Here is an 18,854-nt window from a genome sequence, read left to right on the forward strand (position 1 = left end):
CAAAGAAAAGCAAGAGAGACAGGAATGCCCACAGCGCTGATCATTCTGGCCGCAGGTCAGGGAAGCCGGATGAATTCGGATCTGCCGAAGGTATTGCACAAGATCGGCGGTGCACCACTGCTGGTGCATGGCATGACGGCCGGGGCATCTTTGCAGCCGGAACGCATAATTGTCGTCACCGGCCACGGTGCCGAACAAGTGGAAGCTGCCGCGCAAGCGGCGGATGCAGACGTGATCTGCGTCCGACAGACCGAGCAGAATGGCACAGCCCACGCTGTGGCGCAGGCAAGAGACGCGCTTGCGGATTTCGACGGTGATGCCCTTGTTCTATACGGTGACACGCCATTTATCAGCCCCCAGACGCTGGAAAAGATGGCGCAAGCCCGCACAGATGGTGCGGATGTGGTGGTCCTAGGGTTTGAAGCCGATGATCCGGGCCGGTATGGGCGTTTGATCGTAAAAGGCAACCAGCTTGAACGCATCGTGGAAGCCAAGGATGCGTCACCTAAAGAAATGGATGTAACACTCTGTAATTCAGGTGTAAAAATGGCTGACTGTGCAACTATGTTTGATCTGATCGCACAGATCAAAAATGATAATGCCGCAGGCGAGTACTACCTGACCGACATCGTCGGGCTTGCCCGTAGCAAAGGGTTGTCGGTCGCGGTCGTCACCTGCCCCGAGGCTGAAACGCTGGGCATCAACACACGCGCCGAACTTGCCGCCGCCGAAGCCGCTTTCCAATCCCGCGCCCGTGCGCAGGCTTTGGAAAATGGCGTGACGCTGGCGCAGCCTGAAACGACCTATTTCGCCTATGATACGGTTATTGGCCGCGATGCCACGATTGGCCCCAACGTGGTCTTTGGCCCCGGCGTGACCATCGAATCCGGCGCGGACATCCGGGCCTTCTGTCATCTGGAAGGATGCCATGTCAGCCGCGGTGCGCAAGTTGGCCCGTTTGCGCGGCTGCGCCCCGGTACAGAACTGGAGGAAACCGCCCGCGTCGGCAATTTCGTCGAGATCAAGAATGCAACTCTGGCCGAAGGTGCGAAGGTCAACCACCTTTCCTACATTGGCGATGCGCATGTGGGGGCTGCCGCCAATATCGGGGCGGGCACCATAACCTGTAACTATGATGGCGTGATGAAACATCGCACCACCATCGGCGCGCGAGCCTTTATAGGCTCGGACACGTTGCTGGTGGCCCCGGTCAGCGTCGGGGCTGAAGCGATGACCGGCTCTGGCACCGTCGTTACAGAAGACGTCCCCGAGGGCGCGCTGGCAATCGGGCGGGCGCGGCAAGTGAACAAAAAAGGCCTCGCGCGCCGTTTGATGGAAATGTTGCGAGCCACCAAAAAGAAGCAGGCAGAGGGCGAATAAATGTGTGGTATTGTAGGAGTTCTTGGGACGCATGAGGTCGCACCCATTCTGGTCGAAGCGCTGAAACGGCTGGAATATCGCGGCTATGACAGCGCAGGCATCGCAACCGTCAACAATGGCGTGCTGGACCGTCGCAGGGCTGTGGGCAAACTGGTGAACCTCAGCGACTTGCTGGTGCATGAACCGCTGGCCGGAAAATCCGGCATCGGCCATACCCGCTGGGCCACCCACGGCGCGGCAACAGTCGGTAATGCGCATCCACATAAAGCGGGGCCAGTGGCCGTTGTTCACAACGGAATTATCGAGAATTTCAAAGAGTTACGCGAAGACCTTGCGGCTGATGGCTTCGAGACGAAAACCGAGACAGACACCGAAACAGTCGCTCTTTTAGTGCAGCGATTTCTTGAACAAGGGCTTTCCCCACAGGACGCTGCAGAACAGACGATTGCAAAGCTTGAAGGGGCCTTTGCCCTGTGCTTTCTATTCCACGGCGAGGATGATTTGATGATCGCAGCCCGCAAAGGACCTCCGCTTGCGATTGGGCATGGGGATGGCGAGATGTTCGTCGGCTCCGACGCGATTGCACTGGCCCCAATGACCAATCGCGTGACTTATCTGGAAGAAGGCGACAGGGCCGTTCTGACCCGCAACAGCCTTGAAATTTTCAACGAAGCCGGGAAGCTGGCGAACCGCAAAATCCAGACCATAGCGCTGGAAGAAGCACGGGTTGAAAAAGGCGGACACAAGCATTTCATGGCCAAGGAAATTGCCGAACAGCCTGCTGTTCTTGCCGATGCCATTGCCGCCTATACAACCCCGGATGGCGCCGATATCCAACTGCCCAGCAGTACGCTGGATTTTGCACAAACCGACCGGATCACCATGATCGCCTGCGGGACGGCCTTCATCGCGTGTCAGGTGGCCAAATACTGGTTTGAACAAATCGCGGGCTTACCCGTCGATGTGGATATTGCGTCTGAGTTCCGCTACCGCAATTCGCCGATCTCGGACAAATCTTTTGCGGTGTTTGTCAGTCAGTCCGGCGAAACGGCAGACACGCTGGCCGCGTTGCGCCATTGTCAGGGCAAGGCCGCCAAGATATTGTCGGTCGTGAATGTTGCCGAAAGCTCTATCGCGCGGGAAAGCGATCTGTCTCTGCCAATTCTGGCCGGGCGCGAGATCGGCGTGGCCTCGACCAAGGCTTTCACCTGTCAGCTGACCGTGCTTGCCAGCCTTGCCCTTCTGGCCGCCAAACAGCGCGGCACGCTGAGTGCTACTGAACTGGCCGAACGTATCGCAACATTGCGAAGCCTGCCGGGGTTGATGAACCAGGCGCTGGCGCTTGAAGCAAAGATCAAGAAGACCGCCCAGAAGATCGCACCGGCGCAGGATGTGCTGTTTCTGGGGCGAGGCGCGATGTTCCCACTTGCCATGGAGGGCGCGCTAAAACTGAAAGAAATCAGCTATATACATGCCGAAGGATACGCGTCAGGCGAGCTGAAGCATGGGCCAATTGCCTTGGTCGACAAAGATGTGCCGGTCGTTATCATGGCCCCGCAGGACGCGCTGTTCGACAAGACAATCTCTAACATGCAAGAGGTCATGGCCCGGCTGGGCAAGGTCGTCTTGATCACCGATGCGGACGGTGCTGCTACCGCTTCGACCGGCGTGTGGCAAACGGTGGGAATGCCCTCGGTTGACCCGTTCTTTGCACCGATCCTCTATGCTATCCCGGCGCAATTGCTGGCCTATCATGCAGCCGTCGCCAAGGGGACGGATGTGGATCAGCCGCGCAATCTGGCAAAATCGGTGACTGTAGAATGACGCCCGAGCAGGCATTGTCGGCCCTGCAGGATCACGGCAATGCCACCAAAGCCGCCGATATGGCGGCGTATCACAAGGCAGATCGACCATATCTTGGCGTTGCCAATCCAGTGATTGACACGCTTGCGAAATCCTGGCGTGCTGATCTTGATCTGCCCGGTCGTGTGGCCCTTGCCGATGCTTTGTGGCGCAGCAATATTCATGAAGCCCGCGTTGCTGCTGCCAAGCTGTTGACCCAGGCGCGCCTGCGCCCCGACGACGGACCCGCTTGGGAGCTGATCAAAAGCTGGGTGCCCGACTTCGACGCCTGGGCCATCGCCGATCACGCCTGTATCGCTGGACAAAAGCGGCTTTTGGCGGACCCTGCCCGCGTGGATGATGTTGCACTATGGACCCGCTCTGACCATCTGTGGACCCGGCGGGCGGCTTTGGTTGTGACACTTCCCTGGACCAAGCAGAACCACCCCAAGCCACAGGATCTGGTAATTCGTGACCGGGTGCTGGAATGGGCCGCAGGATATGTGGATGACCATGAATGGTTCATTCAAAAAGCCATCGGCTGGTGGCTTCGGGAATTGTCAAAGCATGACGTACCTAGGGTTGAGGCGTTCATCGCCTCCTATGGTGACCGCATGAAGCCTTTCGCGCGGAAAGAAGCCTTGCGTCACCTCAACCGGAAAAAACGCTAAGGGGCGCAAGATCGGTCAACCCCAGATCAAGCGCACGCATCGCCGCAAGGGAAATACGGCTTCCCGATCCCGCCTCGCCCTCGATGGGGATCAGATTGACATTGACGCTTTTGCCCGACGCCGTCTGAAGCCGGCCCGATGTTGCCGAGCTGACCAGCGGCGTTTTCAACCAGAAACCACCCTGCCCCGGATCACCAAGGGCGGCCACGGTCTGGCCAAGAGCTTTTTCGCCCGCAGGCTCAGGCGGCGCTTGGACAGCGGCCTCTCTCTCGGCCTCGGATGTCGTATCCAGCGCTTCGGGTGACACGCCCTCGCCGCCGATTTGGATACCTTCCTGCGGCTGCACGGTCGGAGCAGGCACTACCGGCGCCGTCTTTTCTTTCTGAGAAAAGAGGCCACGATTCCCCCCTCCGCAGGCCGATACGGACACAACAAGCAGGGCGGGCACGATATGTGATTTAAATCTGATCATTGGCCTTCCTTAAATCGAAATCACATCCCTTTCAACGACCCATGCAAGCCCTTGCCGATCGGACCAAGCAAGACTACGCTTATGCTATGACAGCACCTCTCATTGATCCGTTTCATCGTGCCATCACCTATCTGCGCCTGTCTGTGACAGATCGCTGCGATTTTCGCTGCGTCTACTGCATGTCCGAAAACATGCAATTCCTTCCCAAAAAGGAACTTCTGACACTGGAAGAACTGGACCGCCTGTGTTCCAGCTTCATCCGTCTGGGTGTCAAGAAACTGCGCATTACCGGTGGGGAGCCTTTGGTGCGGCGGGGTATCATGTCATTTTTCGACGCGATGTCGCGGCATCTGGAAACTGGCGCGTTGCAAGAGCTGACATTGACCACCAACGGATCACAGTTGGAACGGTTTGCAAACGACCTTTATGCGGCAGGCGTGCGGCGGGTGAATATATCTCTCGATACGCTGGATGAGGCGAAATTCGCTGAAATCACGCGCTGGGGCCGCTTGCCGCAGGTCATTCGGGGTGTCGAAGCTGCATTGAAGGCAGGACTGCGGGTCAAGATAAACACTGTTGCCCTGAAAGGCTTTAACGAGGTTGAGCTGTTCGATCTGGCCGCATGGTGCGCCGATCTGGATATGGATCTGACCTTTATCGAAGTCATGCCGATGGGCGATATCGGCAATGAAAACCGGCTGGATCAATATTGGCCGCTAGATGATTTGCGCGCGCGGCTTGCCGAGCGCTTCACACTGACCGACCTGTCCGAGCGAACAGGTGGCCCTGCACGTTACATGCGTCTTGAAGAAACGGGACAGAAGATCGGTCTGATCACCCCCTGACCCATAATTTCTGCGAAAGCTGTAACCGCGTGCGGGTGACATGCACAGGTGAGATTTACACATGTCTGGGTCAGGAAGGAAAATCTGACCTGCGCGCGCCCTTGCGCGCATCAGAGGCCGACGCCCCGTTGGAAAGCGCAATCCGGGCCGCAATTGGTCTTAAGCCCAAAGGCCATGATTTCGACTATAGCCGAGCTGAACCCGGTGGGCAGATGTCGCGGCATATGTCCCACACGGGCGGTTAAAGACCCAAAGCTTCCAAAGTCCAAGCCCTGAATTCAAGGGCATACCCCACTAAAGCTATCCGGCAGTCTTCCTGAAATACTTTTCGTAACAATCTGCGACGGAAAACCGATGCGCGTGCGTTTAAGTATTAGTCACAAGTTGAATTGGTACCTCCCCCAAATCATGGATTGAACCGAAAACCGGAAAGGTAAGACCAATGAAACACGTCCTCTGTACAGCCGCCATCATATTCAGTTTCACCGCACCTGCTTTCGCAGATGATAGCCCCGCAGAAATCTACGGCGCTGCAAAAAGCCCGTTTCCTGCTTCACCCGAGGCGATGGAAACGGCTCGTACCATTTTTGATGTTACGACTGTCGAAAGCAATGCGCCTGTGACCAGGTCAGCCGTATCGCCGGGGGAACAACAGCTTGCAAAATATCTGGATGTCGATCCAGCGGACTATACGCTCAGTGAGCTAACCGAGATGTATTTCGATCAGACCGACTGACCGATTTATACCAATGCCGCGCGGCTCATAAAGCCGCAGCGGCCCCTTTAAAGAAGAGCGCCATGAGACATTCTTCAGAGAAATTATTTGGCCGTGCCACGCCTTTGATATGTATCGCGGCTATTGTTCTGGGCCTGTTGGTCAATGATAGCAAATCTACCGAAAGCAATGTGCCGACAACCACAAGCGAATATCAGTGTTGTCTTGAAAAATAACAGTATGTCGAACGTCAGATAACTTTGACCTTCACGTCACAACACTGACCCAATTTCTGAAAGTCGGTACAGCAGACCTTCAAGCAGATCGCGGCAAAGGTCTGGAACGAGCCCAAATTACCGAATTGCTGCGCTATGATGAAAGTCAGCTTATTAGACATGGCACACGATTGCTTCCAGGTTCTGATCGCATCAGTTTAGGATACTAAAGGTACTTTTCACCCATTTCATCGCAATGCTCACGAACGCGCTCTATCCAGATGTCAAACCAAACCCATGAGGCCTTATAGTCTCCAGTCTTTCCGTAGGACGTACCTTCCCGCTTGGCATTCAAATTCTGCCAGAGCTTTGTGTGATCGCCTATGGTGAAGTTCGGATAACCATTGGCGTTAATCGCTGCTACGACTTGTGTTGCCGTATGTCGCGCCTTGTCCACTTCTTTTAAGTGCACTTCGTTGACGGCGTTCGCTTCATCCGACCCAACTTTGAAGAACTTGATCGCAGCGTCGGCAGCACTTTCTCTCTGCTTCGTGATTGGTACAAACGCGACCCGATAGCGATATGCTGGATCACCATATTCTTCTGGTGATAGTTCGTTTTCAAACGCATCGATTGATGCTTCCAGACTAGCGGGCAGTGACGATGCCTTCTTCAATGCTGAGCGCTGACCAGCGTCAAAAGTCGCGAACTGAAGCGCAATTGGCAAACGCTTTTCCAATCCGAACTGCGCCCCAAACCAGCCCTTAAGAGCATCATTAAAGTTTAGGCAAGCTGCCTGAAGTTTGGCACTGAGCTGATCATCGATGCGGGTTGTAGATCTCATGTTCGATTTCATGCCGGATTTTCAAAAGGAATTCCAAGTTGCGTTTTATTCCTGGCGAAACAGGCGATTTCTCGTGTCTCAGACAGGCACCCAATTCTAAATACTTCTCGGCACCATCAGGCGTCGTTTGTACTTGGCCGTCTTTTATGTAACGGTACTCGACGCCTTCGCGCTTAAACAATGCGTGCAACAAATATGTCCAAGCTATTATTGTTGTGACAATGAAGAGCTCACTTCTAAACGTGAGGCCAGCGCCATTGAAGGTGTGAACAGCCGCTATCATGGCTTCCCGGGCTTTGATGAGTAGTTCGTCACCTTGTGCGCTGAGACCAGTTTCAGGGTCTAGATTCGGCCATGAAGTCAAAAAATGTGAGAGATCATCCGACGAAGCTCTGGGCACGTTCCGATGCCGCCGCTCTTCGCGTATGTCGGCGATGCGGGCGTGATTGATCGTGCGCATGGGCCGGGTGAAATAGGATTGAATGTCTTGATCGTTATAGTCGCCCGTAGCGATCATCGCTTTGACGATACTTATTTCCCAGCGTTCGAGTTTGTTGCCGCGTCTTCTCTTTACCATGCTGATAGGTTGGCACATTCAATTTGGCGCGAAAAGCAATCTTCGGATGATTCACAAAAGCGGTCATTGAAATTTAGGATATGAAGGGCGCTTCGTCCCGCATCTTACCAGTTCGTGGCTGTCACAATGAAGGTTCGGCCAGGGTCAGAAATGTTTGACGTTTGGGTCAGTATTGCGTGACGCGGCTCATTGGTCGGATTCAGAAAACTGGGGCATCGCGTCAAAGATGCGCGACATTCCACACGACCGCGAGCAGAAATTCGTTATTTGCGCTGGGGGCAATATCTAGCTCACCCAGCGTGATAGCGCCATGGAATATGGATCACATTCACAACCTCTATTGCGCAAAAACTGACCAAACCTCAAAAATTTCGCTCATTTTTTGGAACATCACGATTTATCTACCCGCCAGCTTCGTCATCCGACTGGCGTTTGCATCAGACCCTAGGTCAGGCTGGTCTGGCAGGATATCTAGGGTTCCGCCTCAAGGTAGGGTCAGGTCCGAGAGATATCGCGGTCTGGCATACAGTCGGGTCCGTACACGGCGGGGCAAAATCCCGGGAGGCTACTGCGCTGGTATGACCTGCGCTCCGCTTATGCCCTTCCATGCGGTCATTCCAATTAACGCAAACGATGGGAATCGATCGATGAAAAAACTGATTATAACATCTGCTCTCGCCCTGTGCGTCGCGTCTGGAGCATTTGCCCAGGAAAAGACAGAGTTCAAGGTCGCCTGGTCGATCTATGTGGGCTGGATGCCATGGGGATATCTCGAAGAAAGCGGCATCATGGATAAATGGGCCGATAAATACGGGATCGACGTCGAGATTGTACAAATCAACGACTACGTGGAATCGATAAATCAATATACTGCCGGGCAGTTCGATGGTGTGTCAGCCACGAATATGGATACGCTTTCCATTCCGTCAGGTGGTGGCGTGGACACGACTGCGTTGATCGTTGGCGATTATTCGAACGGCAATGATGCGGTGATCATCAAAGGCGACGGCGATTTGTCCAGCTTGGCCGGGCAAACGGTCAATTTGGTCGAGCTGTCCGTTTCCCATTATCTTCTTGCGCGCGGCCTGGACTCCGTTGGCCTGTCAGAGGCCGATCTGAACGGTGTCGTCAACACATCCGACGCGGATATGATTGCAGCCTTTGCGACGGATGACGTTCAAGCTGTCGTGACATGGAACCCGCTGGTTTCCACTATTCTGGAAGACCCCTCGGCCACCAAGCTCTTTGATAGCTCCGACATCCCCGGTGAGATCATTGACCTTATGGTTGTGAATACCGAGACACTTGAGGCAAACCCCGATTTCGGCAAAGCGCTTGTCGGCGCATGGTATGAGGTCATGGGCCTGATGGCTGCGGGTGATGAAGATGTGCTGACAGCCATGGCCGAGGCCTCGGGCACTGATCTGGCAGGGTATCAGGCGCAGCTCACCTCGACCGAGATGTTCTTTGATCCGGCAGAGGCCGTGACTTTCACATCCAGCGCCGAGCTGCCCGCAACCATGGTCAGCGTTGCAGAGTTCCTTTTTGACAAGGGCATTCTGGGCGAAGGTGCGCCATCGGCAGATTTTGTAGGCGTCGCGTATCCAGACGGGACCGTTACAGGTGATCCGAACAATGTGACGTTCCGATTTGATACGACCTTTATGCAAATGGCCGCTGACGGCAGCCTTTAAGCAAAGGGCGGGGTGCGTAGCCACGCGCGCGCCCCGCACAGACACATGCGCCTCATCAATCTCACACCGGGCCGCACCTTGGCCATCTTTCTGGCTCTTCTGCCCTTTGCAGCGGTCTTTATCGCTTATGCGATCGGGTCAGATATTCGGCTGGAGGCAAACCCTTCGGACAAATTGTTGCCCGCGCCGTCCACCATTGGCGAGACGGCGCAGCAACTGATGACAGAGCCGGACCGGCGCAGCGGGCGGGTCTTGTTCTGGTACGACACATGGGCGAGCTTGAAACGCCTTGGGCTGGGCATTGCAATTTCAGCCCTTATCGGGCTGATCATCGGCGTGCTGATTGGGCTCGTGCCGCTGGTCCGCAGCCTTCTTGCGCAATTTGTGGCGGTCCTGTCTATGATCCCGCCATTGGCGCTGCTTCCGATCCTGTTCATTGTCTTCGGGTTGGGAGAATTATCAAAGGTTGTGCTTATCGTAGTGGGCACGCTTCCTTTTATCATACGCGACCTGAGCCAACGGGTGCTGGAAATTCCACAGGAATTGCTGGTGAAGGCGCAAACTTTGGGCGCTTCAAGCTGGGTCATCGCCATACGGGTTGCTTTGCCGCAAGTTATGCCGCGCTTGATTCAGGCCGTCCGCCTGTCGCTGGGGCCTGCATGGTTATTCCTGATCGCGGCCGAGGCAATCGCGTCCGACTTGGGCCTCGGCTACCGCATTTTCCTCGTCCGCAGGTTTCTCGCGATGGATGTGATCCTCACCTATGTGATCTGGATTACCTTACTCGCCTTTCTGTTCGACTGGGTGCTGCGCGCGATCTCGCGCAAGGCCTTCCCTTGGGCTGAGGACGGATTATGAGCTTTGTCAAAGTCCGCGATATTTTCCATTCCTATGGCAAACGCCCCATCATCGAGCGTGTAAATCTGGAAGCAGAGGAAGGACTATTTTCCTCTATCGTAGGCGCGTCAGGTTGCGGCAAATCCACGTTCTTGCGCCTGCTTCTGGCTCAGGAACGCCCGACGCGCGGCACAATTTCTATCGACGGCGCAGCCCCCGCATCCGAGCCGGGGCTTGAGCGCGGTGTCGTTTTTCAGAAATATTCTGTTTTTCCGCATATGACGGTGCGTGAGAATATCGTCGCTGGCGAAAGCATGCGCAGCGGCTGGGGTCACTTTTTCGGTGCCGCGCGCAAGGCGGCGCTCGCCCGCGCGGATGACACTCTGGCACGCATCGGTTTGGATCACGTGGCCGAAGCCTATCCCGCAACCCTGTCCGGCGGTATGCAACAACGGCTGGCTATCGGACAGGCGCTTAGCGCGAAACCGCGCGTGTTGCTGCTTGATGAACCTTTTGGCGCGCTTGATCCGGGCACGCGCTTGCAGATGCATGACTTCCTGCAAGATCTGCGCAGGGAAACCGGCATGACCGTCTTTATGGTGACACATGACCTCGAAGAGGCATTCAAACTGGGCGACCGCGTTCTTGTCTTCGACAAGCCACGCTGGGACCCGCACGACCCAGACGCCTATGGCGCAACCGTGACCTACGATTTCGATGCGCGCGATGGCGGCATCCCATTCCAAACTCTCAAGGAGGAAACCCATGTTTTACAGGCCCACTGACAGGAGCCGATCCCACAACCCTGCCGATCATTTCCATGACGAACGGCGGCATCACCACCCTGACCTAACAAAACTGCGCGGCTGGAAGGCGATGCAGGACGAGGCTGATTTACCCGGGTCCGGCTGGGCGCAAGAGAAGAAATGGGCGCTGCGCATGGGTTTGACGGGCGCCGACAGCATCGAGGACAAGTCAATCCCAACCTTCGCGCGCGGTGAGTTGCCCCATTACGCAGGCATCAACACGTTCCTCAAAGCCCCATATGCCGAGGATGTCACCGAAGTGGGCGACTATGATGCGACCGTGCTGGGCATTCCCTTTGACGGCGGCACCACTTACCGGTCCGGCACGCGGTTTGGCCCGCAAGGGGTGCGTAAAATCTCGGCGCTTTACACGCCTTACAACTACGAAATGGCCGTCGATCTGCGCGAGCAAATGACATTGTGCGACGCAGGTGATGTATTCACCATTCCGGCGAATATCGAAAAGACATTCGACCAGATTAGCCGGGCAGTCAGCCATGTGGCATCCTCGGGATCTTTGCCGATCATGATCGGCGGCGACCATTCCATCGGCTTTCCCTGCGTGCGCGGGATCGCGGAATGCACGTCGAAGAAAATCGGTATCGTCCACTTTGACCGCCATGCCGACATTCAGGAAAAGGACTTGGATGAACGGATGCATACCACGCCGTGGTTCCATTCGACGAACCTGCCCAACGTGCCAGCCAAGAACCTGGTACAGGTGGGCATCGGCGGCTGGCAAGTTCCACGCGATGCAGTAAAAGTCGCCCGCGACCGCGAGACCAACATCATCACCATGGGCGATATGGAAAAGATGGGCGTCGACAAAACCGCCGAAATGGCGCTGGAGATGGCTTGGGACGGGGTCGACATGGTCTATATGTCCTTCGACATCGACAGCATCGACTGCGGGTTTGTTCCGGGCACCGGCTGGCCCGAACCCGGTGGCTTCCTGCCCCGCGAAGCCTTGGCGCTCGCCAGTAAGGTCGCGGCAGAAGGCATCTGCGGGATGGAGCTTGTCGAGGTCGCGCCACCATATGATCAGTCCGAGATTACAGCCCTCATGGGCACGCGCGTGATCGTCGACGTGTTGGGCAGCCTCGTCGCATCCGGCAACATGGGCAAGCACAAACGCCACATCGATAAGCCCGTTGAAATCCCCCACGGCGAGTTCAAAGGAAAGCGGTGGTCCAATGCCACATGATATTGTGAACGGCCATATCGGCCACAACCATGATCACCCCGATCATCTGCACAGCCACATACATGAGGCTGATGATGCCGCCGAATTGCAAGTTCTGACCGAGCAATTCATCGACGGTTTCATCGCAGCAAAAGACAAGATGTCTTACCTGCGCATCGCCGGTGTTCCGCTGGAAATTGACGCCCCCGGTGGCGGGCCCAAGCTGAAGCTGGTCGATGTGAAATTGACGACGGAATGGCAGGTCGGAACAGCCAGCCCGTCCTTCGGATCGCGCGAACTGTCGTACCTTCCGTATCCCGGCGAAATGGTCACTGAGCGCACGAATATGGGGCTGATCTATGTGTCGCTGGAAGCAAAACACACAACCGATTTGCGCGAGTTCCTGCATCACCACCCCGCCTCCGGAAAGGATCACCCATGAGACACTGTGTTTTGTTGATGCCAATATTCACAGCAACACCAGCATTGGCCCATCACGAGGTCGCTGTGACGGCCAGTATCATGCCTTTGGCCGTCGGGCTCACGACACTAACTGTCGCCTGCCTTGCAGCCTTCCGGCATTGGCGTCGCTCAAAAAAGGCCCTATTGCAGAACACGTTGTCAGCTCTGCACCGCGCACCCGTCATCACGTCAGAGACGCGCGATATTCGGTAACCGGATAAACCTCCGCCTATGTTCGCCAGTCAAAGAAATCTGCGGGGGCTTCTTCTTTCAGACGCTCCGCCACGGTACGCCCCATCTGCGCGCCGTCTTCGATTGGCGCCGTCTCGGCATCGCTCAAGGCCTCGCTTCCATCTGGACGCAGGATTTCGGCGCTTAGGCGAACTGTGCTGCCTTCCAGCACGGCCAGCCCCGCAATCGGAGTTTCACAAGACCCGTCCAACGCGGCCAGATACGCCCGCTCACACGCCAGTCGTTGGCCTGTTGGCTTGTCATGGATCGCCTCAAGCAAGGCCGCGACCCGCATATCATCCCCCCGCCGTTCAATACCGATTGCCCCTTGCGCTACAGCAGGCAGCATATCGGCAATTTTGATTGGCGAAGCCGGCACATCCGCCATATCCAGCCGGTTCAGACCAGCCATCGCCAGAAACGTGCAACGGGCCACGCCGTCTTCCAGCTTTTTAAGCCGGGTTTGCACATTGCCGCGAAATTCCACCACGTTCAGGTCCGGGCGGCGGTTCAAAAGCTGCGCTTTGCGGCGCAGGCTGGACGTTCCCACGATCTCCCCCTCTGCCAAATCCGCAATCGCACCGGCATGGGGGCTGACAAACGCATCACGCACATCTTCACGCGGCAGGAAGGTATCCAGCACCAAACCATCGGGCTGAACCGTTGGCATGTCTTTCATGGAATGCACCGCAATATCAATCTTGCCGGACAGCATGTCCTCTTCGATCTCACGGGTGAACAGGCCCTTGCCGCCAATCTCTTTCAGCGGGCGGTCCAAAATCTTGTCACCCGTCGTTTTGATCACAACAATCTCAAACGCCTCTTCTGGCAGATCAAACGCAGCACTCAGCCGCGCGCGGGTTTCATACGCCTGCGCCAAAGCAAGCGGCGAGCCGCGTGTGCCAATCTTCAGCGGTGATATCGGGGAAGGCAGATTGGATGATGTCATACGAAAACCTGTAAAGCTGTCAGATGAATGTGACAAGCTCTTGCCTTGACATCTGTTCCCTTTCCCATGACCCATGGGAAAAACAGGAAGGATAAACGCCCCATGGCAGAGCCCAAGAAACTGTTGCGCGCATTGGCCGGTGAAACCCTTGAGACACCGCCAATCTGGATGATGCGGCAGGCTGGGCGTTACCTGCCGGAATACCGCGCGACACGCGCGCAGGCGGGGATTTTCTGTCCCTGTGCTACACACCGGATCTGGCTGCCGAAGTCACCTTGCAGCCGATCCGCCGCTACGGGTTTGATGCGGCGATCCTGTTTGCAGATATCTTGCTGATCCCCCAGGCTTTAGGGGCTGATCTGTGGTTTGTGACCGGTGAGGGACCACGGCTATCGACCATTACAAGTTCTTCGGATTTTACAAAACTGAAAGGCGCGGACGATATCCATGACCACCTTGCCCCGGTCTATGAAACGGTCCGCATCCTGTCCAGGGAACTGCCGGACGAGACACCCCTGATCGGCTTTGCCGGTGCGCCATGGACTGTCGCCACCTATATGATCGCTGGCAAAGGCACGCCGGATCAAGGCCCGGCCCATGCCTTAAAAGGCGAAGACCTTGCGACATTCGAGGCATTGATCGACCGCCTGACCGACGCCACCATTACCTATCTGTCCATGCAGATCGAGGCAGGTGCAGAGGTGGTCAAAATATTCGACAGCTGGGCAGGCTCGCTCAAAGGCGCGGATTTTCAGAAATACGCTCTGGAGCCTGCGCGCAAGATCATCGCCGCCCTGAAAGCAAAGCATCCCGATCTGCCCATCATCGCCTTCCCGCGCGAGGCCGGGGATAACTATATTGGCTTTGCCAAAGCCACCGGAGCCGATTGTGTGGCGATCGACAATTCTGTTTCCGCTGATTGGGCGGCGGAGCATGTGCAGAAAGACGGCTGCGTCCAGGGCAATCTGGACCCGAAACATATGGTGACAGGCGGTCAGGCACTGATTGACGAAACGCAGCGCATCGTCAAAGCATTTTCAGGCGGGCCACATATCTTCAATCTGGGCCACGGGATCACACCAGATGCGGACCCCGAGAATGTGCAGTTGATGATCGATACCGTGCGCGGGTAGCGCAACTTTCGGGCCTGAACCTCTGCTGAACGTCAGATGACTATGACCTTCACATCATCAACGGACCTTGGTCGCGCTACGATGCTGAAAATGTCTGCAATGAGCCCCATACTTCATTTTTTCTGCATCGTCGCGAATGGCAGCTTCAGTTGGGCTTTTGGTAGAAATCTCGAAACTCGATGAGTGCCTTCGGCTGTGTTTCGACATAACGCAGGAAACGATCTCGGAACTTTTTGGATTTCGCTTTCTTTGACAACCGGCTAAGCCAATGGCTGTTCAACTCACTGCTGTCGGGCGATCCTTTGAGCAGTGTTCTGGCGGTTGGGAACGGCGCCATCGCAAAAACTGTGCAATATGCTTCCAACTCTGCGGGGAGCCAAAACCCCAATGAAACATCATCAATTTCTATAAGGAGTTGCGCCCATTTAGTTCGACCGCTCTTCACTTCCGCTTCAATGAGTTTCCTGGTCTCTGTCGAAGAGGCCCGGCGAAGATAAGTGTCCTTGCCATGAACACGGACTAGCTTGCTTTCCGCGCACTCGGGAAGAGCTATGCGCGAACCGGACATCGCCGCATCTTTGCCATCGAAGTAGGTAATAAACATGTTTTTCATAGCTATGCCGAGTTAGCATCATGAGTGCTCATCAACAACTGAGACAACTCAACTGCAGACATTGGCGCAACTGCAGCGAACGGCAACAAAGTCCCGCTCAGCCGACCTTGGGTCAGAAATGACTAACAACAAGGCCACTTTTGCATAACAGGCGGCTCTAATTTGACTCAGAAAATCTCGCGCACCGTGTCAAAGATGCGCTACAATCCACAACTTCACACCCATTTTGCCAGTGGTGGCAGGCTCATCAAGACCGCGTTTGCATCATGGCCGGTCTCCAGTCCGAATTTCGTTCCCCGGTCATAAACAAGGTTGTATTCGGCATAGAGCCCCCGATGCACAAGTTGGGTATCCTTGTCTGCCTCAGTCCACGGCAAGTCGCGCCGCGTCTCGGTCACGCCCAGAAAAGCAGGCAGGAAAGCGCGGCCCACATCCTGCGTAAACGCGAAATCGCGGTCCCAATCGCCGGTATTCAGATCATCATAAAATATCCCGCCAACACCGCGGGCCCGTCCCCGATGTGGGATAAAGAAATATTCATCCGCCCAGGCCTTGAACTTGGGGTAATAGTCCGGGTCATGCTTGTCGCAATGGGTTTTCAGCACCGCATGAAAATTTGCCGTGTCTTCCTCATATTCGATACAAGGGTTCAGGTCGGACCCGCCGCCAAACCACCACGCATGAGGTGTCCAGAACATCCGTGTGTTCATATGAACCGCTGGCGCATTGGGATTCTGCATATGGGCGACCAGCGATATGCCAGAGGCCCAGAACCGCGGATCGTCTGCCATGCCGGACAAATCCTTGCGTGCTGCCATCGCCTTTTGCGCCCTGTCGCCCAGTGTGCCGTAGACGGTCGAGACATTGACGCCCACTTTCTCAAACACCCGCCCGCCGCGCATAACGGACATCAGGCCACCGCCCGCATCCGATCCGTCTTCTGAGCTACGGCGTGTCTCGCTGACCTCGAACTGACCGATGGGCTGGCCTGCAAAGGGACCGGCCGTTTGTGTCTGCTCCAGGTTTTCGAAGGCTGCGACGATATCATCGCGCAATTTGCGAAACCAGTCAGAAGCCTGCGTCTTTTGCAGATCAAAATTGTCCGTCACGTGTCTCTCCTGTCTTGTTAACAATTTGATAGCAGTATTCGGAAAGAAGTGTCACGTTTGCATCCCCTAAAAGACCCGTTAGAGTGAACTTCATGTCTTACAAGCTCGCCTTTGCCTCTGCTCTTTTGCTTGTCGCCTGCACCGATGCGCGTCAGGCATGTATCAACAAATCCACGAAAGAGCTGTCGACCATCCGCGCCCTTATCGCAGATACAGAAGGCACAATCGCCCGTGGATACGCAATTGAGACCGAACAGCGCACGGTGGTCTATACGGATTTCTGCCTTGGCACCGGCATTGGGCATAACGGCGCATTCAGATTTTGTGATCGCGTGAGACCTGTGACCAGTAAGAAACCTGTTGCCGTCGATATCGCAGAAGAACGCCGCAAGCTAAAATCGCTGCGTCAGAAAGAGGCAGAGCTGCGCAGAACCACCGCCAGCGCTGTCCAACGCTGCGAATTGGCTCATCCGTCAAAGTGATTTGCTTCGCCGATGCGTCGGCGCAACAGGAATTTGACAGGAATATGACGGGTGACTTTAAAAATCCCACATATGGTATCTGAGTCATTTAAAACCACCACATCTATGATTTACGCTTCAACTCGGCGCTGAAAGATATTGAAATTAAACTGTTTTCCTAGAATCAGGTCTGTGCTACCGTACCATTAAGGCTGAAAAATCAGTCGCTATAATTATAAACAGGGGATGCAACGTCATTCCCGAGGCAGAACGGGCATAAGTCGTGGCATTACGTCTTTTTAAAGCGGTCCGCTTTGGACTGGGTTTATTGGTGTTTGCATTTTTTGCAAACGCCGTTTCAGCAGCACCCTATGCGGCAATGGTCATTGATGCGCGAACGGGCGAGGTCTTGCATGCACGCAATGCCGATACCCGCTTGCATCCGGCCTCTCTCACTAAAATGATGACGCTCTATGTGGCATTTGAAGCCATCCGGCGCGGCGAGATCAGTCTCGACTCGAAAATCACGATCTCGCGCAAGGCCGCCGCCGAACAACCCTCGAAACTTGGACTGAAACCGGGGCAACGGATCGAATTGCGCTACCTCATTCGCGCCTCTGCCGTAAAATCAGCCAATGATGCCGCCACAGCAATCGGCGAGGCAATTTCAGGCAGCGAGGCCGCGTTCGCCCGTCGTATGACGCAAACCGCCAAAGCCTTAGGTATGACACGGACCACCTTCAAAAACGCCCATGGCCTGACCGAGTCTGGCCATATGTCTACGGCCCGCGACATGACCATACTTGGTCGGCATATGATTTATGACTATCCACAGTATTATAACCTGTTCTCCCGCCGCTCTACAGATGCAGGGGTGCGTCAGGTTGCCAATACAAACCGTCGCCTTCTGGCGAATTACCGCGGCGCGGACGGGATCAAGACGGGCTATACAAATGCTGCCGGGTTCAACCTTGTGGCATCGGCAGAGCGTGGCAATCAACGTGTAATTGCAACAGTTTTCGGCGGTAGGTCTTCCGCATCGCGCAATGCACGCGTGGCAGAGCTTCTGGATATGGGGTTCCAACGCAGCAAAGGCGGCGCAATCGCGATCAGCAAGCCCGCGCGGCCAAATTATCAGGCGATTGAGACGCCGACGCCAAAAACTATCAAGGTTGCCAAAACCATTACTGCCGTTCGCAAAAGCCTGCGTCCCCTTCCCCGACCCAACAGCGCTGAGCCCCCCTCAGAAGATATGCTGCTGGCATTGGTGCAGGACGTCGGCAAAAGCGTAAGCGAAACGCGGCAATCGGCAACACCGGAAAATCCTGTGGTCGAGGCACCAGCAACCGAAGCCCCACCAGTGCAAGAACCGGTTGAGGTTGCAAAAGCAGCAGCCCCCGCCCCCACTGTGACACCGCTGGAGCGACCCAAAAATCTTGTCCCTGCGTCCCTTGCACCTGTTCAAGAGCAACCAGAACCAGAGACAGAGACTGCATCGAACTCACGCGTGATCACCCGCGCTTCCACATCAGGCGGGCGTCAATGGGGGATCAGCCTTGGTAAGCACACAACCCGTGACCGCGCCGAGCGGCATCTGCTGAAAATCGCGCTACAGGAAATCGACACACTTGACGAAGGGCTGCGCAAGGTCGTCAGACGGCCGCAGGGCTGGGAGGCGAATTTCGTCGGCCTTACCCGCGACCGTGCCCAACAAGCCTGCCAGCGCCTGAGCGCACGTGGCGTCAATTGCGAGACACACGGGCCGGGCTAAATCCCTCAGCACGTCCCGTAACGAAAGATGCTCGCAAATCTTGG

The 18,854-nt window shown here is 55.7% G+C and carries 19 protein-coding genes, 2 pseudogenes and 1 riboswitch; of the genes and pseudogenes, 15 read left to right on the plus strand and 6 right to left on the minus strand.

Annotated features, from left to right (window positions below):
* Positions 1-24 precede the first annotated feature (24 nt).
* Genes glmU through ACZ1HF_RS06560 form a run of 3 tightly spaced genes read left to right on the plus strand, consistent with a single transcriptional unit; the run spans position 25 to position 3,893 of the window.
* Positions 25-1,380 carry a bifunctional UDP-N-acetylglucosamine diphosphorylase/glucosamine-1-phosphate N-acetyltransferase GlmU gene (glmU, locus tag ACZ1HF_RS06550; RefSeq protein WP_472656740.1) on the plus strand — a complete coding sequence of 452 codons (1,356 nt, stop codon included), beginning with the start codon at positions 25-27 and terminating at the stop codon, positions 1,378-1,380.
* Positions 1,381-3,204 (plus strand): glutamine--fructose-6-phosphate transaminase (isomerizing), encoded by a 1,824-nt coding sequence (gene glmS, locus ACZ1HF_RS06555; RefSeq protein ID WP_472656741.1) that lies wholly within the window; start codon positions 1,381-1,383, stop codon positions 3,202-3,204. It abuts the gene before it with no gap.
* Complete coding sequence (locus tag ACZ1HF_RS06560) at positions 3,201-3,893, plus strand: DNA alkylation repair protein (RefSeq protein WP_472656742.1); 693 nt, start codon at positions 3,201-3,203, stop codon at positions 3,891-3,893. Before glmS ends, ACZ1HF_RS06560 begins: the two co-directional genes overlap by 4 nt.
* Here ACZ1HF_RS06560 and ACZ1HF_RS06565 read toward each other — a convergent pair.
* Positions 3,874-4,365 carry a D-galactarate dehydratase gene (locus ACZ1HF_RS06565; protein ID WP_472656743.1) on the minus strand — a complete coding sequence of 164 codons (492 nt, stop codon included), beginning with the start codon at positions 4,363-4,365 and terminating at the stop codon, positions 3,874-3,876. The genes ACZ1HF_RS06560 and ACZ1HF_RS06565 overlap by 20 nt on opposite strands.
* 86 nt (positions 4,366-4,451) lie before the next feature.
* Here ACZ1HF_RS06565 and moaA point away from each other — a divergent pair.
* The 3 genes and pseudogenes from moaA to ACZ1HF_RS06580 all read left to right on the plus strand — a co-directional run bounded on the left by moaA (position 4,452) and on the right by ACZ1HF_RS06580 (position 6,161).
* Positions 4,452-5,455: pseudogene (moaA, locus tag ACZ1HF_RS06570) on the plus strand (GTP 3',8-cyclase MoaA).
* A gap of 197 nt (positions 5,456-5,652) precedes the next feature.
* Positions 5,653-5,946, plus strand: a complete 294-nt coding sequence (locus tag ACZ1HF_RS06575) for a hypothetical protein (RefSeq protein WP_472656744.1) — start codon at positions 5,653-5,655, stop codon at positions 5,944-5,946.
* A gap of 62 nt (positions 5,947-6,008) precedes the next feature.
* Positions 6,009-6,161, plus strand: a complete 153-nt coding sequence (locus ACZ1HF_RS06580) for a hypothetical protein (RefSeq protein WP_472656745.1) — start codon at positions 6,009-6,011, stop codon at positions 6,159-6,161.
* Positions 6,162-6,366: 205 nt separating this feature from the next.
* Here ACZ1HF_RS06580 and ACZ1HF_RS06585 read toward each other — a convergent pair whose 3' ends face one another.
* Positions 6,367-6,984 carry a DUF3644 domain-containing protein gene (locus ACZ1HF_RS06585; protein ID WP_472656746.1) on the minus strand — a complete coding sequence of 206 codons (618 nt, stop codon included), beginning with the start codon at positions 6,982-6,984 and terminating at the stop codon, positions 6,367-6,369.
* Positions 6,959-7,579, minus strand: a complete 621-nt coding sequence (locus tag ACZ1HF_RS06590; RefSeq protein WP_472656747.1) for a DUF3644 domain-containing protein — start codon at positions 7,577-7,579, stop codon at positions 6,959-6,961. The genes ACZ1HF_RS06585 and ACZ1HF_RS06590 overlap by 26 nt, the downstream gene beginning before the upstream one ends.
* Positions 7,580-8,021: 442 nt before the next feature.
* Positions 8,022-8,127: riboswitch (guanidine-I (ykkC/yxkD leader) on the plus strand.
* A gap of 81 nt (positions 8,128-8,208) precedes the next feature.
* Here ACZ1HF_RS06590 and ACZ1HF_RS06595 point away from each other — a divergent pair.
* Genes ACZ1HF_RS06595 through ACZ1HF_RS06620 form a run of 6 tightly spaced genes read left to right on the plus strand, consistent with a single transcriptional unit; the run spans position 8,209 to position 12,756 of the window.
* The gene (locus ACZ1HF_RS06595; protein ID WP_472656748.1) at positions 8,209-9,255 is read left to right on the plus strand and encodes a putative urea ABC transporter substrate-binding protein; all 1,047 of its coding nucleotides are present in this window, start codon (positions 8,209-8,211) and stop codon (positions 9,253-9,255) included.
* A 45-nt stretch (positions 9,256-9,300) separates the two neighbouring features.
* The gene (locus ACZ1HF_RS06600; protein ID WP_472656749.1) at positions 9,301-10,113 is read left to right on the plus strand and encodes an ABC transporter permease; all 813 of its coding nucleotides are present in this window, start codon (positions 9,301-9,303) and stop codon (positions 10,111-10,113) included.
* Positions 10,110-10,877, plus strand: a complete 768-nt coding sequence (locus ACZ1HF_RS06605) for an ATP-binding cassette domain-containing protein (RefSeq protein ID WP_472656750.1) — start codon at positions 10,110-10,112, stop codon at positions 10,875-10,877. Before ACZ1HF_RS06600 ends, ACZ1HF_RS06605 begins: the two co-directional genes overlap by 4 nt.
* A complete protein-coding gene (locus ACZ1HF_RS06610; RefSeq protein ID WP_472656751.1) occupies positions 10,858-12,102 on the plus strand; it encodes an agmatinase family protein in 1,245 nt (414 codons plus the stop codon). The genes ACZ1HF_RS06605 and ACZ1HF_RS06610 overlap by 20 nt, the downstream gene beginning before the upstream one ends.
* A complete protein-coding gene (locus tag ACZ1HF_RS06615) occupies positions 12,092-12,523 on the plus strand; it encodes a hypothetical protein (protein WP_472656752.1) in 432 nt (143 codons plus the stop codon). Before ACZ1HF_RS06610 ends, ACZ1HF_RS06615 begins: the two co-directional genes overlap by 11 nt.
* The gene (locus ACZ1HF_RS06620; RefSeq protein WP_472656753.1) at positions 12,520-12,756 is read left to right on the plus strand and encodes a hypothetical protein; all 237 of its coding nucleotides are present in this window, start codon (positions 12,520-12,522) and stop codon (positions 12,754-12,756) included. The genes ACZ1HF_RS06615 and ACZ1HF_RS06620 overlap by 4 nt, the downstream gene beginning before the upstream one ends.
* A gap of 16 nt (positions 12,757-12,772) precedes the next feature.
* Here the strand turns inward: ACZ1HF_RS06620 and hemC are convergent, their stop codons facing one another.
* On the minus strand, positions 12,773-13,723 hold the full coding sequence (hemC, locus tag ACZ1HF_RS06625; RefSeq protein ID WP_472656754.1) for a hydroxymethylbilane synthase: 951 nt from the start codon (positions 13,721-13,723) through the stop codon (positions 12,773-12,775).
* Positions 13,724-13,825: 102 nt separating this feature from the next.
* Here hemC and hemE point away from each other — a divergent pair.
* A pseudogene (gene hemE / locus ACZ1HF_RS06630) lies at positions 13,826-14,856 on the plus strand (uroporphyrinogen decarboxylase).
* A gap of 145 nt (positions 14,857-15,001) precedes the next feature.
* Here the strand turns inward: hemE and ACZ1HF_RS06635 are convergent.
* Positions 15,002-15,460: a hypothetical protein gene (locus ACZ1HF_RS06635; RefSeq protein ID WP_472656755.1), complete on the minus strand. Its 459-nt coding sequence runs from the start codon at positions 15,458-15,460 to the stop codon at positions 15,002-15,004.
* 224 nt (positions 15,461-15,684) lie between these two features.
* Entirely contained in the window at positions 15,685-16,578 is an 894-nt protein-coding gene (gene hemF, locus ACZ1HF_RS06640) for an oxygen-dependent coproporphyrinogen oxidase (protein ID WP_472656756.1), read from the minus strand.
* Between the two features lie 92 nt (positions 16,579-16,670).
* Here hemF and ACZ1HF_RS06645 point away from each other — a divergent pair, with 92 nt between their 5' ends.
* On the plus strand, positions 16,671-17,060 hold the full coding sequence (locus ACZ1HF_RS06645; RefSeq protein WP_472656757.1) for a hypothetical protein: 390 nt from the start codon (positions 16,671-16,673) through the stop codon (positions 17,058-17,060).
* Between the two features lie 298 nt (positions 17,061-17,358).
* Positions 17,359-18,810 (plus strand): serine hydrolase, encoded by a 1,452-nt coding sequence (locus ACZ1HF_RS06650; protein WP_472658995.1) that lies wholly within the window; start codon positions 17,359-17,361, stop codon positions 18,808-18,810.
* Positions 18,811-18,854 lie beyond the last annotated feature (44 nt).

It is taken from the genome of Litoreibacter sp. GN1-5 (assembly GCF_055693805.1).

Bases quoted from the DNA above. Each gene is read 5' to 3' on its own strand.
- ACZ1HF_RS06575 (WP_472656744.1), top strand. From the start codon at position 5,653: ATGAAACACGTCCTCTGTACAGCCGCCATCATATTCAGTTTCACCGCA.
- ACZ1HF_RS06590 (WP_472656747.1), bottom strand. From the start codon at position 7,579: ATGTGCCAACCTATCAGCATGGTAAAGAGAAGACGCGGCAACAAACTC.
- hemC (WP_472656754.1), bottom strand. From the start codon at position 13,723: ATGACATCATCCAATCTGCCTTCCCCGATATCACCGCTGAAGATTGGC.
- ACZ1HF_RS06560 (WP_472656742.1), top strand. From the start codon at position 3,201: ATGACGCCCGAGCAGGCATTGTCGGCCCTGCAGGATCACGGCAATGCC.
- glmS (WP_472656741.1), top strand. From the start codon at position 1,381: ATGTGTGGTATTGTAGGAGTTCTTGGGACGCATGAGGTCGCACCCATT.
- ACZ1HF_RS06645 (WP_472656757.1), top strand. From the start codon at position 16,671: ATGTCTTACAAGCTCGCCTTTGCCTCTGCTCTTTTGCTTGTCGCCTGC.
- glmU (WP_472656740.1), top strand. From the start codon at position 25: ATGCCCACAGCGCTGATCATTCTGGCCGCAGGTCAGGGAAGCCGGATG.
- ACZ1HF_RS06585 (WP_472656746.1), bottom strand. From the start codon at position 6,984: ATGAGATCTACAACCCGCATCGATGATCAGCTCAGTGCCAAACTTCAG.
- ACZ1HF_RS06615 (WP_472656752.1), top strand. From the start codon at position 12,092: ATGCCACATGATATTGTGAACGGCCATATCGGCCACAACCATGATCAC.
- ACZ1HF_RS06610 (WP_472656751.1), top strand. From the start codon at position 10,858: ATGTTTTACAGGCCCACTGACAGGAGCCGATCCCACAACCCTGCCGAT.
- ACZ1HF_RS06595 (WP_472656748.1), top strand. From the start codon at position 8,209: ATGAAAAAACTGATTATAACATCTGCTCTCGCCCTGTGCGTCGCGTCT.
- ACZ1HF_RS06635 (WP_472656755.1), bottom strand. From the start codon at position 15,460: ATGTTTATTACCTACTTCGATGGCAAAGATGCGGCGATGTCCGGTTCG.
- ACZ1HF_RS06605 (WP_472656750.1), top strand. From the start codon at position 10,110: ATGAGCTTTGTCAAAGTCCGCGATATTTTCCATTCCTATGGCAAACGC.
- ACZ1HF_RS06565 (WP_472656743.1), bottom strand. From the start codon at position 4,365: ATGATCAGATTTAAATCACATATCGTGCCCGCCCTGCTTGTTGTGTCC.
- ACZ1HF_RS06600 (WP_472656749.1), top strand. From the start codon at position 9,301: ATGCGCCTCATCAATCTCACACCGGGCCGCACCTTGGCCATCTTTCTG.
- ACZ1HF_RS06620 (WP_472656753.1), top strand. From the start codon at position 12,520: ATGAGACACTGTGTTTTGTTGATGCCAATATTCACAGCAACACCAGCA.
- ACZ1HF_RS06580 (WP_472656745.1), top strand. From the start codon at position 6,009: ATGAGACATTCTTCAGAGAAATTATTTGGCCGTGCCACGCCTTTGATA.